General features: G+C 56.5%; 17 protein-coding genes. 8 read left to right on the forward strand and 9 right to left on the reverse strand.

The features are described 5' to 3' along the window. Positions 1–96: 96 nt before the first annotated feature. Positions 97–741: a GDSL-type esterase/lipase family protein gene (locus tag DFP90_RS10735; protein WP_115936453.1), complete on the forward strand. Its 645-nt coding sequence runs from the start codon at positions 97–99 to the stop codon at positions 739–741. A 28-nt stretch (positions 742–769) separates the two neighbouring features. Here DFP90_RS10735 and DFP90_RS10740 read toward each other — a convergent pair whose 3' ends face one another. From DFP90_RS10740 to DFP90_RS10750, 3 genes are read right to left on the reverse strand one after another with little or no spacing between them, the layout of a single operon-like run. Next, positions 770–1363: an SCO family protein gene (locus tag DFP90_RS10740; protein ID WP_115936454.1), complete on the reverse strand. Its 594-nt coding sequence runs from the start codon at positions 1361–1363 to the stop codon at positions 770–772. Positions 1364–1366: 3 nt separating this feature from the next. Then, on the reverse strand, positions 1367–1873 hold the full coding sequence (locus DFP90_RS10745; protein ID WP_147300989.1) for a hypothetical protein: 507 nt from the start codon (positions 1871–1873) through the stop codon (positions 1367–1369). Between the two features lie 2 nt (positions 1874–1875). After that, a complete protein-coding gene (locus DFP90_RS10750; protein ID WP_115936456.1) occupies positions 1876–2316 on the reverse strand; it encodes a hypothetical protein in 441 nt (146 codons plus the stop codon). A 183-nt stretch (positions 2317–2499) separates the two neighbouring features. Here DFP90_RS10750 and DFP90_RS10755 point away from each other — a divergent pair, with 183 nt between their 5' ends. Then, positions 2500–3636 carry a tetratricopeptide repeat protein gene (locus DFP90_RS10755; RefSeq protein WP_115936457.1) on the forward strand — a complete coding sequence of 379 codons (1137 nt, stop codon included), beginning with the start codon at positions 2500–2502 and terminating at the stop codon, positions 3634–3636. Positions 3637–3655: 19 nt separating this feature from the next. Here the strand turns inward: DFP90_RS10755 and DFP90_RS10760 are convergent, their stop codons facing one another. From DFP90_RS10760 to DFP90_RS10785, 6 genes are all read right to left on the reverse strand, one after another. Continuing rightward, positions 3656–4246, reverse strand: coding sequence for a hypothetical protein (locus DFP90_RS10760; RefSeq protein WP_147300990.1), 591 nt, complete (start codon positions 4244–4246; stop codon positions 3656–3658). 104 nt (positions 4247–4350) lie between these two features. Then, the gene (locus tag DFP90_RS10765) at positions 4351–5421 is read right to left on the reverse strand and encodes a Gfo/Idh/MocA family protein (RefSeq protein ID WP_115936459.1); all 1071 of its coding nucleotides are present in this window, start codon (positions 5419–5421) and stop codon (positions 4351–4353) included. A gap of 12 nt (positions 5422–5433) precedes the next feature. Then, positions 5434–6573 (reverse strand): N-acetylglucosamine-6-phosphate deacetylase, encoded by a 1140-nt coding sequence (gene nagA, locus DFP90_RS10770; RefSeq protein ID WP_115936460.1) that lies wholly within the window; start codon positions 6571–6573, stop codon positions 5434–5436. Beyond that, a complete protein-coding gene (locus DFP90_RS10775; protein WP_115936461.1) occupies positions 6573–7625 on the reverse strand; it encodes an SIS domain-containing protein in 1053 nt (350 codons plus the stop codon). The genes nagA and DFP90_RS10775 overlap by 1 nt, the downstream gene beginning before the upstream one ends. Further along, the gene (locus tag DFP90_RS10780) at positions 7622–8371 is read right to left on the reverse strand and encodes a GntR family transcriptional regulator (RefSeq protein WP_218044638.1); all 750 of its coding nucleotides are present in this window, start codon (positions 8369–8371) and stop codon (positions 7622–7624) included. Before DFP90_RS10780 ends, DFP90_RS10775 begins: the two co-directional genes overlap by 4 nt. After that, on the reverse strand, positions 8364–9251 hold the full coding sequence (locus tag DFP90_RS10785; protein ID WP_115936462.1) for a glucosamine kinase nucleotide-binding domain-containing protein: 888 nt from the start codon (positions 9249–9251) through the stop codon (positions 8364–8366). The genes DFP90_RS10780 and DFP90_RS10785 overlap by 8 nt, the downstream gene beginning before the upstream one ends. Positions 9252–9536: 285 nt before the next feature. Here DFP90_RS10785 and DFP90_RS10790 point away from each other — a divergent pair, with 285 nt between their 5' ends. The 6 genes from DFP90_RS10790 to DFP90_RS10815 all read left to right on the forward strand — a co-directional run bounded on the left by DFP90_RS10790 (position 9537) and on the right by DFP90_RS10815 (position 15659). Further along, entirely contained in the window at positions 9537–10430 is an 894-nt protein-coding gene (locus DFP90_RS10790) for an N-acetylmuramic acid 6-phosphate etherase (RefSeq protein ID WP_115936463.1), read from the forward strand. A gap of 86 nt (positions 10431–10516) precedes the next feature. Continuing rightward, the gene (locus DFP90_RS10795; RefSeq protein WP_115936464.1) at positions 10517–11776 is read left to right on the forward strand and encodes an ABC transporter substrate-binding protein; all 1260 of its coding nucleotides are present in this window, start codon (positions 10517–10519) and stop codon (positions 11774–11776) included. A 90-nt stretch (positions 11777–11866) separates the two neighbouring features. After that, positions 11867–12802: a carbohydrate ABC transporter permease gene (locus DFP90_RS10800; protein ID WP_115936465.1), complete on the forward strand. Its 936-nt coding sequence runs from the start codon at positions 11867–11869 to the stop codon at positions 12800–12802. A gap of 13 nt (positions 12803–12815) precedes the next feature. Then, on the forward strand, positions 12816–13658 hold the full coding sequence (locus DFP90_RS10805; protein WP_115936466.1) for a carbohydrate ABC transporter permease: 843 nt from the start codon (positions 12816–12818) through the stop codon (positions 13656–13658). A gap of 11 nt (positions 13659–13669) precedes the next feature. Beyond that, entirely contained in the window at positions 13670–14761 is a 1092-nt protein-coding gene (locus DFP90_RS10810; protein WP_115936467.1) for an ABC transporter ATP-binding protein, read from the forward strand. Between the two features lie 85 nt (positions 14762–14846). Further along, positions 14847–15659 (forward strand): substrate-binding periplasmic protein, encoded by an 813-nt coding sequence (locus tag DFP90_RS10815; protein ID WP_115936468.1) that lies wholly within the window; start codon positions 14847–14849, stop codon positions 15657–15659. Positions 15660–15680 lie beyond the last annotated feature (21 nt).

Here is a 15680-nt window from a genome sequence, read left to right on the forward strand (position 1 = left end):
AGGCCTGTCCTGGTTTCTGATCCGGGTAACCCGTTGACGGGGGCGGTTGCTTGGGCAATCTTTTCAGCAGATTAACGGGAAAAGGCGAATATTCAAATGGCCGTGACACATATCTGTTTCCTAGGTGCCAGCACGACCGAGGGCCAGGGCGATGAAACCGGCCTGGGCTGGCCCGGTCGATTGATGGATTTGACCTATCCGGCGACAGAGGGGGGTCGGCCGGCAGCTTATAATCTGGGTGTGCGCGGCCAGACCACCCGCATGCAGGCCAAACGCTGGGAAGCCGAATGTCTTGAACGTCTGCCCGATTACGGGAAATGTGCTCTTGTTGCATCCTTCGGGCTGAATGACGTGGCCCGTGTCGATGGCGGCCCGCCGCGCGTTCCCATGCGCCGTACTCTGGAAACGGTGCGTGCAGTCATGGAAAAGGCTGGATCCCTTGGCGAGGTTTTGTGGTTAGGGCCGGCCCCGGTGGATGAAAGTGTCATGCCGATTGTTTCGGAGGCGGGATATGAATTCCTGTTCACCCATGAGGCGATCGGGGAATTGAACCAGAACTACATTCGTCTCGCGGCAGAGCTTGATATTCCCTATCTTGATCTGTTTACGCCACTGCTGGGGGATGCGGGCTATCTGGCAGCGCTAAAGGCCAATGACGGTCTGCACCCAACAGGAGACGGGTATCAGATCGTGGCGGAACGGGTGGCTGTTTGGGATGCCTGGCGCTGCCTGACCGGATGAACCCGTCATCCCGGACTTGATGCGGGTGTTAACTGCCTGCTGTACCCTGGGAGATGTATTTCCCGATAATTTCAGCCATGCGTTCCGGCGCAGTGCCGTGGGGAATGAGGCTCAGGAAGTGACCGTCCGGCCCCATCAGATAGGTGAGGCTGGAATGGTTGACCAGATAATCATCCTCGCCTTCATCCGGCTGCGGCACCTTGACCCGGTGCACCCGATAGGCCTTGGCGGCGGCTCTGACCTGGTTCTCCGAACCGGTCAGGCCGATCAGGCCGGGGTGGAAATTGGCGACATATTCTTTCAGGATCTCGGGACGGTCCCTGCCGGGATCAACGGAGATAAAGAGGGGCTGCACCTTCCTGGCATCCTCTCCCAGTATCTCCAACGCCTGGTTCATCAGGAAAAGGTCTGTGGGGCAGATATCCGGGCAATAGGTATAACCAAAGTAAACCAGCATGAATGAACCGCGGAAATCCTTCTCTGTGCGGGGCTTGCCCTCGTGATCCACTAGTTCGAACGGGCCGCCGAATTGGAAGGGCAAGGCGGTTTCTTCGGCTTTCGCGGGCAGGGCGGCGAGGCTGAAAAACAGCCCCGCCAGGATCAGCTGTGCGATGGATCGCATGGTTTATTCCTCTGGTTCCAGGCCCGGAATGCCAAAGACCCCATCCTGTTCAATCAGGGCTTTGACCGTGGCATCGGACCGGAACCACTGGCCGGCCTTCTTGCCGCCATTGGCCTGTGACCAGTTCTGCCCGAATGCATTGGCGCGTTTCCATTTGCCGCCTTCCGGCCGGGTGAACTGGATTGCAAAGATTGGCATATGGGCTGTGGTGATCATCAAGCCGTCGGCGGTGATTTTCTTGCCGCAATGGGGGGCCAGATCATCAGCACCTCCGGCGAAAGGATCAAAATTCTTGGCCACCATGACCAGGGTGCCGTCTTCTTTCAACAGGCCGAGCTGGCGTTTGCCATCCCCGCAATTGTCGGGGCAGTTGCCGGTCAGCTCGCAGAGGATATCGACGACCTTGGCATCAAAGCGGGCTTTTTCCTCGCCCTCGATGCCCCATTCATTGGCGGCCTGGGCGGAGAAAGAGAAGGTGAGGGCGGCGATGGCTGTCAGGATTTTTTTCATGATCATTCTCCAAACGGCATGATGCCGTATTCTTCATGGGTCAGGTTCACCACGCCCTGATCGTCGGCCACCTGGGTGACGATTAGATATTTGACCCCGTCGCGCTCTATCAGGTCACCATCCACGGTAACCTTGTGGCTTTGAACGGTGAGCATGCGCGGACTGGCCACATTGGTGTCTTCATCTTCGACCCGGAGCACCACATAGACATTGCCGTCTTCGCCAAGAACGCTGACCGGAATACCGCCGACTGCACACCAGACCGCACATTGATGATGGGCGGTGCCTTCCGCATACATGATCTCGGTGACATAGCACCAAGTGTCGATCACTTCGCCTGTGACCTGGATGCGTGTGGGTTCGGCGGCCTGGCCGGTGCCCGACAGAGTCACGACGGCCAGCATGGCCGCCGCAGTTTTGATCGTTCGTAAAATCGTTCCCATGGGATTTACCTGTTCAATGTAATGCGTCTCCATTCTCTATAAAACCGACAGGGGGCGGGGGCTATTAACGTTGAATCGCAAAATCGTGAGACTGTGTTTATGAAAATACCGTTCCGTTGGACTTGATGTTGTGATTGGCGTTATACCGGTAGGAGCTGAATTGTTGCCGAGGGAGCCCGGTTCGTGAAATCGATTGTCACTTGTTTCGCGTCGTTATTGTTGCTGGCCACAGCCCTTGGCGGGGCCTTGGCGGATGTGAAAAAGGATGCGATTCAGGCTTTTCGGGCGGGCGATCACAAACGTGCCATTGCCCTGCTGGAACCGTTTGCGAAAGACGGTGATCATCATGCCCAGGCGGAACTGGCGCTGTTTTTCAGTCTGGCCCACAAGGATCAGAGGGATTACCGCCAGGCTTTCCATTGGGCAAAACAAGCGGCGGAAGCGGGCCATGGCGGGGCGCAGCTGACCCTGTCGCGCCTCTATGCCAGGGGGCAAGGTATTAGGGCGGATCATATCGCCGCTTTCAATTGGGCCAAGGCCTCTGCCGCGAATGGCATTCTTGAGGCGGAGATAGACCTGGCGGTAATGTATCGGGACGGCTTCGGTACCCCAAAGAAGCCGCATGAAGCCTATAAGTATATGAAGGCGGCGGCGGAACAAGGGTCGGCCAGGGCCATCCTGGCTTTGGCGGATATGTATCTCAAAGGTATTGGTGTCCGCCGGAATCCGGAAAAGGCGGTGGAGCTCTATGAGGGATTGTCAAAGGGCCAGGATCATCCGGAGGCGCATTATCATTTGGGACGGCTTTATTATGCCGGCGAGGCGGTGCCGCGGGATTATGGCCGGGCGATGCCGCTGTTGGAGCGCGCGGCGCAAAAGGAAGTATCGGGAGCGCAATATTTGATGGGCCAGGCCTATGCCCATGGCCACGGCCTGTCAAAGGATCAGGGGCGCGCTTTTTACTGGACTGAAAAAGCCGCCCATGGCGGGCATGATGCGGCCCAGCTTTTCTTAGGAATTCTCTATTCAACGGGAAAAGGCGTTCAGGCTAGCGGTGAGCGGGCACTTCATTGGTTTGAGCGCTCGGCCCTGCAGGGCAACGGTGCGGCTGCCTTTGATATCGGGGTCACCTATTGGTCGGGCAAGCTGGTGGAAAAAGACCCGGTCCTGACCTATGGCTGGCTGATCATTGCGGGCAAGTTGGGCCATGACAAAGCCCATGACTTTTCCAAAACCGTGCACCCGCATCTCAGCCAGACCGAACTTGACCAGGCCCGGCATCATGCCGGGCGCTGGTGGGATCGTTACAAGGGCCGCTGATAGATCTGCCGGGCCGGAATCAACCGGTTCTAACCGCTTTTGCTTGATGCGCGCCTCGGGGGACCAGTTTCCCGGCCAGTTGCAGGGCCAGTTTCACATACTCCCGGGATTGTTCGGTAGTGATCTGAAAATGGTCCCAGTGGGCCACCTTGTTCCGCAGGTCGCGCAATTCGTGATAAATTGTAAGATCCTTGTTCGCCAGCAGATCATGGTCCTGCAGCATCTGGCCAATCAGCAGATATGGCGCGCGGCTGTTATAATCCAGGGATTGGCCATGGGCCATCAGCAGGGATTTTGCCGCCGTTTCCAATTCGATCCAGGCCTCCAGGACAGCCGCTTTGGGGCCGAATGTAGCCATGTCGGACAGCTCCTGACCACGTGACCGCAGGGCTTTATCCTGAACGGCCTGAATGTCGCTATCGGCCTCAGTATGTCTTTTGATCTGTTGCAGATCTTTGGCAAACTCGGCTTCAAATTCGCTGATTTTCACTTTTGTGATGCCGGGCAGCAAAGCCAGGACCGGTTTACGCAGCATCAGAAATCCGGTAACGGCGGCGACGGGCCAAGCCAGCGCGCTGACCAGATTGGATATAAATGTCAGCCAGTCCATATTGCTTTCCCCAAAATTCTTCAATCTTGCAGCGATTTGATAAATATAAAGCAAGTATGAGTATCAGATCTCAGGGATCAAGCGGCTTTTTGAGTAATGATCGGCTATAGCCTGACGACTTCGCCGGTTCTTACTGATTGATCAGCAGCCAGGACGATGGCCATGGAATTCAGGGCATCTTCCAGATGGCTGGTGAGATCGATGTCTTTTTCAATCGCTTCCAGCAGATAAGCCTGCTCGCGCGCACAAAGAGCGTCGTGATCCGGTTCTTCCTTCATGCTTATCAGATCGTCCTGATGGCGGAAACGGCCGGTATGGTCCAGGTCCGCATGATGGATGCGCAACCGGTCGGTCTTGGTATGGGCATTCACATCATCCGATTGATGCCCCTGGCCCGATTGCTCGGCGGCGACAATGCTGACCGATCCTTCCGGGCCGATCACGTCTTTGACGAAAAAGGCGGTCTCGCTCATCATCGGGCCCCAGCCCGCCTCGTACCAGCCGACGGATCCGTCATCGAAACGAACCTGCAACTGGCCGTAATTATACATATTGGGGGCGATCTCTTCCGTCAGACACACGCCGATGGCATGGACGGAAACCGGCTTTGCACGAGTCATCTGGCACATGACATCCACATAATGAACCCCGCAATCGACAATCGGGCTGATGCTGTTCATCAGGTTCTTGTGGACGGTCCACATGGCGCCGCTGCTCTGTTGGTTCAAATTCATACGCATGACCAGCGGCTTGCCCAAAGTCTGGGCAATCTCGATGAATTTCTGCCAGCTTGGATGCTGGCGCAGGATATAGCCAACCACCAGCTTGCGGTTGGCGCTAGTGGCTGCGGCAATGACGGTGCGGGCATCTTCCAGGGTTTCGGCCAGTGGTTTTTCCAGGAAGACATGGGCCCCGGCGGCAAAGGCCTTCCTGGCAAAATCCGCGTGGCTATCGGGCCATGTGCAGATGCAGACAATATCCGGCTTCAACTCTTTGAGCGCGGTTTCATATTCGTCAAAGCGGGGATAGGTGGCCAGGTCTTCATCTAGATCCGTGATGGTGCTGGCCGAGCGGCTGCAAAGTCCCGCGATCTCGAACCCGTCCAGGCGGTGATAGGCCCGTGCATGGCTGAGCCCCATATTGCCGAGCCCGACAATCAATACCCGCTGCGTCATGCTTATCCCTTATCAGTGATGGTTTTGCCCTGATCCCTTGATCCAGGTCTTTTGAACGGCAAAATCGCTGTCCAATAGAACAAGGTCGGCATCATATCCGGCTTTGATCCGGCCGATTCGGTCATCCAGGCCCAGGAATTGGGCCGGGTAAAGCGATGCCATGCGCAGGGATTCCTCAATTGGCTGGCCCAGCCGGTGGATGGTATTTCTGACCGCGGTTGCCATATCCAGATCCGATCCGGCCAGGGTGCCGTCTGCAGTGGCGCATTTGCCCCCTTCGGCATAGATGGTCTGACCATAAAGTGTGAAGCTTTTTTCTGCTGCGCCGACCGTTGCCATGGCATCGGTCACCAGCATGATCTTGCCCCGGGGTTTTGATTTGATCGCGATGATCAGGCTGGCGTCATGGACGTGAAAGCCATCGGCAATGATGCCGCACCAGCCGCTGTCATTTTCCATCGCGGCCCCGACAACACCGGGTTCACGCCCGGTCAGGGGCGACATGGCGTTATAGAGATGGGTAAAACCGGCCAGGCCGTTTTCCAGTGCGATCTCGATATCACGGAAAGTGCCTGCGGTATGGCCGGCGCAAACCCGAACACCGGCTTCATCAAGCTGGCGGATATAGCGGGGATCAACACATTCCGGTGCAAGCGTATGGACAACAATGCCCATGCCACCGCCGGTCAGCAGGCCAATGGCCCGGTCATCCACCGGGCGGATGATTTCTTCCGAATGTACACCCTTGCGGGCCTTGTTGAGATAAGGGCCTTCGAAATGAATGCCCCGGACACCGGGCAAATCGGCGGCGATGGCGGTGCGCATGGCGTCTGCCGCCTGCTCCATCACAGACCAATCATCACTAATTAGGGTCGGGATCAGGGTGGTGCTGCCATAAGGGCGATGGCCCTCAACCATGGTGGCGATGCCTTCGGGGGTGGTGCTGTTATTGAACATAACCCCGCCACCACCATTCACCTGGACATCCACGAAGCCGGGGGCCAGCAGCTGGCCATCAAGATCGATCCTCTCGCCCCGACCGTCTTCGGCGTTGATCAGGCCTTCGATCCGGCTGTCGGCAATCTGGACCGCCTTATCCTCAAGGATTTCCTCGCCATCGAAAATCCGGCCATTGACCAGGATCTGATCCATCAAAGGGTCTCCGTCACTTTTTGAAGATTGGCCGGGCGGTCCGGATCATAGCCACGGGCCAGCGCAATGGCATTCACCAGCAGGTAAAAGCTCTGGATCATGGCGATCGGGGCGGTGGCAGCGGGCATGTCTGGCACGATTGGCAAATGCCAATCGCTTTTGCCTTCGGTTTCGGCGACAAAGGCGCGTGCGCCTTTGGACCGCAGGTTGGTGACCAGTTCCTTCACACCATCACGGGTTTCATCCTGCTGGCTGAAGACCAGCAGAGGATAACGGTCCTGGACCAGGGCCAAAGGCCCATGCATGACTTCCGCCGCGCTGAAGGCCTCGGCATGCAGCGCGCTGGTCTCCTTGAATTTGAGTGCCGCTTCCTGGGCGATGCCAAAGCCGAGACCGCGCCCGATCACCAGCAGGTCATCGCTGGCCGCCAGAGGGACGACAGCTTTCGACCAATTCAGATCGACCGCTTGGCGCAACTGGTCCGGCAGGGCCTTGGCGGCATTGATCAAGGTGTCCGATCCGCTCAGATAGGCGGTGACCTGCAGGATTGCGGTCAGGGAGGCAATATAGCTTTTGGTCGCCGCGACGCTATTTTCCGCACCGGCATGAAGCGGGATCACCATATCGGCGATCTCGGTGACGGGGGAGCCTTCCACATTAACCAGGGCCAGGATAAAGGCACCGTTGCGTTTGGCCCAAGCCGCATTGGCCACCAGATCCGGGCTTTTGCCGGACTGGGAAATCACGATGAACAGCGTATCCTGCAAATTCATCGGCCGGTTATAGATTGATCCCATGGAGGGGGCGGAAGAAATCACCGGCAGACCCAGTTCGGTTTCCATCAGGTATTTTGCATAAGCCGCGGCATGGTCCGAACTGCCCCTTGCGCAAGTGGCAATCATGCGCAGCGGCCGGTCCTTGAAATGGTCGGCCAGACGGGTGCAGGCATCTTCGTTGGCCGCCAGCTGTCGCGCAACCACGTCGGGTGCTTCCCTGGCTTCGCTTTCCATCAGGGTCATGGCGTCGTTCCTTATTTCTGGTAAGGCGGTCATAGTTGCAGCTCCGCGATGAAGTCATAGGAATCGCCCCGATAATAGGAGCGCACGAATTCGATGGGCCGGCCGCTGTTTAAGAAAGAGCGGCGTTCGATATAGAGACAGGCGGTGCCGGGCTGCACATGCAGCAGATGGGCCTGTTCCATCTCGAACAATTGGGCGCGCAGTTTTTGGAGTGCGCGCACCGGTCGGCTATTTTGTTTTTCCAACACCAGATACAATGAATGGCTGACTTCCGTCGGATCGGGCAGGATGTCGCTGGGCAGGGTGGCCTGTTCCAGGCACATGGGTTTGTCATCCGCATAACGGATACGATATAGCCTGGAGACCGGGGCACCGGGCGACAGGTTGAGGGCGATGGCCTCGTCCGGCGTGGCAAATCCAATGGCCCGGTCCAGCCATTTGACCGAGGGTGCCATGCCGCGGTCTTTCATGTCTTCCGTGAAGCCTGTGAGCCTGGAAAGCGGCTGTTCCACGCGCTGGGCGACGAATGTGCCTGCTCCCTGGCGCTGGACCAGCAGCCCTTCTTCCACCAGATTGCCCACCGCCTTGCGTACGGTCACCCGGGAAACACCAAGTGTGTTGGCAAGATCCCTCTCGGGCGGCAGGGCCTCCTCGCCTTTGATGACGCCTTTTTCCACCGCATTGCGGATGCCGTTCTGCAGCCGCTTGTAAAGCGGTGTCGCACTCTGGCTGTCGAGGCCCGCTTCGTCGCGCAGGGAGTCCATTACGGATTTATACATTGGTATTGCCCTCCGCCTGGGCGTTGCGAGCCATTCGAATGGCGCCATCCAGCGGATCACCTTTGGCGGTGACCAGCAGATGATTGATCTTGTCCGGCAGCCAGGGGCTGAGATATTTGAAAAATCCGCCCAGGCAGGCAATCTGCGCCACGCCTTTTGCTGCAACGGCCTGGATCAGATGGGTCGCTTCCTCTGCCGCCTGCAGCATCAGGTTGCGGGCAAGTGCATCCCCGCTTTCGGCACGGCTGACCACTTTCGGGGCGATCGCACCATAGTCCACCGGGCGGGCGGTTTCTGCCCAGATCACCGCTTGTTCGGCGCTGTTGGCAAATTCCGCCATGATGTCCTCTGCCAATGTGGAGGGGGGCAGGATGCCATCAAAGGATTGAAGAGCGGCCTGGACGGCCCGTTTACCGACCCAGGCACCACTGGCGTGGTCTGAGAGCCTGAAGCCCCAGCCGCCCACATTATGGCCGCGGCCCTCAAGGATGGCATAGCCACAGCTGCCGGTCCCGAAAATGACGATGCCGCCATTGCGGCCTCCATGGGCGCCCAGACAGGCGGTATGGGCATCCGTATTGACCGCGAGCGACGCAAAGGGGTGGGGATAGTTTAGCAACCGGTTTCGGTCGCGCCCATCGGGCAGTCCGGCCAGGCCAAAACCGGCATGGGTATGGGAAAAGGTGCTTTTATCCAGACCGGCCTGGTCGCAGGCGGCGTAGGCGGCTTTCAGGATCTCGCCAAAGGCCTGGTCAATACCAAGGGTGGTATTGGAGGGGCCCGCCCGTCCTTCGCCCAGGACCGTGCCATCCGCATCCACCAGGCGCGCCCGACAGTTGGTGCCGCCTCCATCAATGCCCAGGAACATCTCGACCGTCATGTTATGCCTGTCCGTTATGGTTTTTTATTTTAACACTCTAGATACCAATAGTAACAGGATTTCAAATTCAATCAATACCAATAAGAGACCAATATTTCGTTTCTAAAACCAATTTCCATATAGTTTCAAATTCAACAAATAAATATATCAATAAAAACAGCATGATATACTCGATTCACTGAGGGTGTGGTGGTGTTTGTGAAAAATTTCTGAAAAAAGAGTCGCCAATTATGTCCATTTGGTATTATATTGGTATCTAGATTGGATTTGTTACTGGTAGGAACCATGCGTGAGTCAGAGCGGATATCGCCCAAATACAAAGGGTTGGATACCTGGGGGGACGAGGATGTGCTGTCCGCCCTTTGGGATAGCCAAATGGCCGCGGTGGCGGCTGTGCGCCCGGCCCTCCCTTCCATTGCCGCGGCGGCACAGGCAATTGTGACCCGATTGAAAGCCGGGGATGCCCGCCTTGTTTATGTCGGGGCCGGATCATCAGGGCTGCTGGCAACCCAGGACGGCATGGAACTGCCGCCGACTTTTGGCTGGCCGCGCGAGCGCCTAACCTTCCTGATGGCCGGCGGCAGCGCCGCCAGGCTCTCGCTGGAGGGGGCTTCGGAAGATGATGCGGATGCTGCGCGTCAGGAGGTGGCTCATTACCATCTTGGTGAGGCCGATGTGGTGATCGGTGTGGCCGCCAGCGGCGGTACGCCCTATACGGTTGCTGCGTTGGAAGCCGCCCGTGAACGCGGGGCATTGACCGTTGCCATCGCCAATACACCCGGCTGCCGTTTGCTGGATGCCGCCGAATTTCCGATCTGTATTGAAACCGGATTGGAAGTGATTGCCGGTTCGACAAGGCTTGGTGCGGGCACAGCGCAAAAAGCGACCCTTGGCATGCTGTCATCCCTGGTGATGACCCGTATGGGGCATGTGATCGACGGCATGATGGTTTCGGTCGAGGCCGACAATATCAAACTGCGTGAGCGTGCGATCCGGATTGTGTCCGTCATCGCCGAATGTGACGAGGCGGCGGCCAAGGATGCGCTTGGCCGGACGCAAGGAAAGGTTAAGCCTGCGATTCTGGTGGCCATGGGCATGGCGCCGGAAGATGCCGACAGGCGGTTGAATGACAATGGCGGCGACGTTCGCTCGGTCATGAATTTGATCCAGGCTCAATAAAAACAAGAAGCCGGATCTGGTACCTTAGTAACTTTGTAAAGACTTGTTTTAATTATCAATCTATCCAAGGACAGGGGAGAAGATAAATGATGAAGAAGCTGATCAGCACGACTGCGTTGACAGGTGTTGTGGTTGGGCTTGGTATGAGTGCGGCGGTGGCCGACGCCAGCCTGACGATTGAAAGCTGGCGCAATGATGATGCGGATATCTGGAATGAGAAAATCATTCCGGCCTTTAACAAGGTTCACCCCGATATCAAGGTGACCTTCGCGCCGACACCCCCGGCGGATTACAATGCCGGCCTGAATGCCAAATTGGCGGGCGGCACTGCGGGTGATCTGATCACCTGCCGTCCGTTTGACGCATCCCTTGATCTTTACAACAAGGGTCATCTGACGGATCTGGGCAGCCTTGACGGTATGGACAATTTCTCCGATGTGGCCAAAAGCGCCTGGCAGACAGATGATGGCAAAGCGACCTTCTGCCTGCCGATGGCGTCCGTGATCCACGGTTTTATCTATAACAAGGAGATCTTTGAGGAAGTCGGCATCGATGTTCCGAAAACCATTCCGGAATTCATGGATGCGGTGAAGAAGATCAAGGATGAGACCCGTTATGTGCCGATCGCCATGGGTACCGCCGACCAGTGGGAAGCGGCCACCATGGGCTATCAGAATGTCGGCCCGAACTTCTGGAAGGGTGAAGAAGGCCGCAAGGCGGTGATTGACGGCAAAGAGAAGCTGTCCGATGACGCCTATGTGAAAACCTTCGAACATCTCGCCCAGTGGAAGGACTATATGGGCAACGGTTACAAAGCCCAGAAATATCCGGACACCCAGAATCTCTTCACCCTTGGCCGTGCCGCGATCTATCCGGCCGGCAGCTGGGATATCACCACTTTCAACAGCCAGGCCGACTTCAAATTCGGCGCCTTCCCGCCGCCGGTTCCGGCCAATGGGGATGAATGCTATATCTCCGACCATACCGACATTGCGCTTGGCATCAATGCTGCCTCGCCCAATAAGGAAGCGGCCGAGAAATTCCTGAGCTGGATGGCAACCTCCGAATTTGCCGAGATCTATTCCAACTCCCTGCCGGGCTTTTTCTCGCTCTCCAACCATAAGGTTGAGGTGCAGGATCCGGTTGCTCAGGAATTTGTCTCCTGGCGCGACAGCTGTAAATCCACGATCCGGAACAGCTATCAGATCCTGAGCCGTGGCACGCCGAACCTGGAAAACGAGCTTTGGAACGTGTCGGCCCAGGTGCTGAACGGCACCATGAGCCCGGAAGACGCGGCTGCCAAGACCCAGGATGGTCTGGCCAAGTGGTATAAGCCGCAGATGTAAGCTCCCTGCCTTGCCCGGGCCGGTTGGTTCGTCTTCCGACCCGGGCAGGTCTTTGTGGCACACTCCAAAACTATAAATGCGAGATCAGGGATGAAGACCACCCAAACAGGCTGGCTTGGGCGTTTCCCATGGCATATTGCCGTTTTTCTGGCACCGGCCGTACTCATCTACACCTTGTTTATGATCTATCCCCTGTTGGATTCGATCCGGCTGAGTTTTTTCACGGCTGACGATAGTGGCGCGATCAGCTATGCCGGTTTTGCCAACTATGTGACGATCCTTGGCGATCCGGAATGGCGCGCGAGTTTTTTAAATGCGCTCTATAACAACCTGGTCTTTTTCCTGGTGCATATGCTGGTGCAAAATCCGGTTGGCCTCTTGCTGGCGGCATTGCTGAGCCTGCCGCGCCTGAGGCTGCGGTCTACCTACCGGACATTGATTTTCATGCCGACCATGCTGTCGGTGGTGATCATCGGCTTCGTTTGGCAGCTGATTTTGAGCCCGCTGTGGGGGATTTCGGAAACCCTGCTTTATTATGTGGGACTGGTCGATTGGTTTGAACCTTGGCTGGGCCAGGAGAATACCGCCCTGGTGACATTATCGCTTATTTCTGTCTGGCAGTTTGTCGGCATTCCGATGATCCTGATCTATGCGGCACTTTTGCTGATCCCCGAAGATCTGACCGAAGCGGCTGAGATCGACGGCGCCAATCATTGGCATATCTTTTGGCATATCAAACTGCCGTTGATCCTGCCGACCATTGCCATGGTCTCGATCCTGACTTTCATCGCCAATTTCAATGCCTTTGACTTGATTTATGCGGTGAAGGGGGCATTGGCCGGGCCGAATTTCTCAACCGATATCATGGGAACGCTGTTCTATCGCACCTTCTTCGGATTCCAGCTGCAGCTGGGCAGCCCGACCATGGGCGCGACGGTGGCGACTCTCATGTTCCTGGTGATCTTGGTCGGTGTGCTTTTCTACCTGTTCGGTGTGCAGCGCCGCCTGCGCCGCTATGCAATGTAAGGGGGGTGGGGTCATGTCGATGCAAAAAATGAGAAAACCCCTGGGTGCTGCCGGTGTGCATGCCATTTTGGGTGCCTATACCGTGCTGGCGCTCTGGCCGATCTTCCTTGTGATCGCCAACAGTTTCAAGGAAAGGAAGGCGATCTTTCGCGACCCGCTGGCGCTGCCGACGATCGACAGTTTCAGCCTGATTGGTTTTGAAAAGGTCCTGGGCAAATCTTCCTTTGGGCTTTACTTGTTCAACAGCTTGTCCGTGACCCTGATCACCTTGGCGATTGTGCTGCTGATCGGGGCGATGGCCGCCTGGGCCTTGTCTGAATATAAGTTCAAGGGCAACACCTTGCTCTCGATTTATATGGCGATCGGGATCATGGTGCCGATCCGGCTGGGTTCGGTCTCGATCCTGCAATTGATTGTGGATCTGGATTTGACGAATACAAGGACCGCCCTGGTTCTGGTCTATGTGGCACAAAGCCTGCCGCTGGCGATATTTATTCTAAGTGAGTTCATGCGCCAGATTCCCGGTGATCTCAAAGAGGCGGCGCGCTGTGACGGGATCAGTGAATATGGGATCTTCTTCCATATCATTCTGCCGCTGGTCCGGCCCGCGATCGCAACCGTCGGGGTCTTTACCATGGTGCCGATTTGGAACGATTTGTGGTTCCCACTGATTCTGGCACCCAGTCCGGAAACGGCAACCATTACCTTGGGTGTCCAGCAATTCATCGGTCAGTATGTGACCGATTGGAATTCTGTTCTGGCCTCCCTCACCATGGCGATTCTGCCGGTTCTCATCATCTATCTGATTTTCTCCCGCCAGCTGATCCGTGGGATCACGTCTGGCGCGGTCAAGTAAGGATATCAATCATGTCCAGCATTCGATTGAATAACGTCAAAAAGGCCTATGGTGCGACCGAAGTGATCCACGGGGTGGATCTGGATATCAGCGAGGGCGAATTTGTGGTTTTTGTCGGCCCGTCGGGCTGTGGTAAATCCACGCTTTTGCGCCTGATCTCGGGGCTTGAGGATATCACCGACGGCGATCTTTATATCGGGGATGAACGGGTCAATGATTACCGGCCCAAGGAACGCGGCATTGCGATGGTGTTCCAGTCCTATGCACTTTACCCCCATATGACGGTCTATAAGAATATGGCCTTCGGGCTCAAGCTCGGCAAAACCGATAAGGCTGAGATTGACCGGCGCGTGCGGGAGACGGCAAAGATCCTGCAACTGGACAAACTGTTAGACCGGCGACCGTCTGAATTGTCCGGCGGCCAGCGCCAGCGCGTTGCCATTGGCCGTGCCATTGTGCGTCAGCCCAAGGTTTTCCTGTTCGACGAGCCGTTGTCCAACCTGGATGCGGCGCTGCGGGTCCAGACCCGGATCGAGATCGCCAATCTGCATGAGGAATTGAAGACCACGATCATTTATGTGACCCATGATCAGGTGGAGGCCATGACCCTGGCGGATAAGATCGTGGTTTTGAATGGCGGCAATGTGGAGCAGGTCGGGGCCCCGCTGGAGCTTTACAACAGTCCGCGCAATCTCTTTGTGGCCGGTTTTATCGGCTCGCCGTCGATGAATTTCATCAAGGGTGAGATTACCCTGATCAGTGATACAGGGGTCACTGTGACGGCCGGCGGCGGTTCCGCGGTCACCTTGCCGCTAAAGCCGGGCAAAGCCACGGTTGGGGAGGCGGTGACGATTGGCGTTCGGCCCGAGCATATGAATGAAGGGGCGGATGGGGATTTCCATCTGACCGGGCGGGTTGATGTTGTGGAGCGTCTCGGCGATGTTTCATATGTCTATTTCCATCTGCCGGATACGGAGCGTCTGACCATGTCCGTGCCATTTACCAGTGCGGCGAAAAAAGGCGAGGCCATTGCTGTTTCTGCGGCCTCTGCGGATATCCATCTGTTTGATGAACAGGGCCAGGCACTGGAGCGCTTGCCGTAAAGTCCTGGGATAAACGGAATCTTAGGATTAGTCCGATAAGATTTCCCTCCAATAACGGGGGGAAATCTTACGTTGGAACTGTGTCTTGAGCCATATCGGATTTATTCTTCCCAGTGTCCTGCCTTTGAAAGTTGTATCGGGCCTGGTCTTTCTGACGCTGATCCTATTCTCAGGCGTGGCCTTTTCGTCCGAGCGTTTAAAAGTCGCGATGTTCGAATTCGCGCCTTATGAATTCAGCCGTGACGGACAGGTGCATGGGCTTTCTGTCGAAATCGTCCGCGAAGTTTTCAACCGTTCAGGCCAGGCCTATGACCTTGTCCTGCTGCCCTGGTCCCGGGCGCTTCTGTATCTCGAAGATGGCCGGGTGGATGCCCTGTTCACCGTCTTGGATAATCCCGAGCGCCGCGAATTTGCTGATTTTTGTGACGAACCGCTGATTGATGAAACCGTTTCATTGTTTGTGCGCGGGGGCTCTCCAATTCGATATGAAGGACTGGTTGATACGCTGGCCGGGCAGCGTTTTGCCGTGCGCCAGGATTTCAGCTATGGCCTTGAATATGACGGCGCTGTCGAGGCGGGGCTTATCAAACCTTTGCTGAGGGTGGTGAACAGCAAGGATCTGATCCAGGCCCTGATCTTTGATCAGGTCGATGTGATCATCGGTGACAGGTATGGAATCCCCTATATCTACCGTCTGAACTTCATCGGGCATCCGCGCAGTAAAGGTATCCGGAAGCTGAATGAGGATCTTCAGGTTAGTCCGGCCTATCTTGCCTTTTCCAAGAAACGGCAGCGCCATCAGGAACGCGATCTTTTTTCAAAACATCTGCGCGACATGAAGCGGGACGGCACCCATGCGGCGATTATTAGCCGATGGGATGAAGTCCCCAATCCATGATTTCAGGACACTCCTTGAAAC

This window comes from Aestuariispira insulae, from assembly GCF_003385955.1.
GTDB classification, from domain to species: Bacteria; Pseudomonadota; Alphaproteobacteria; order UBA8366; family Aestuariispiraceae; genus Aestuariispira; species Aestuariispira insulae.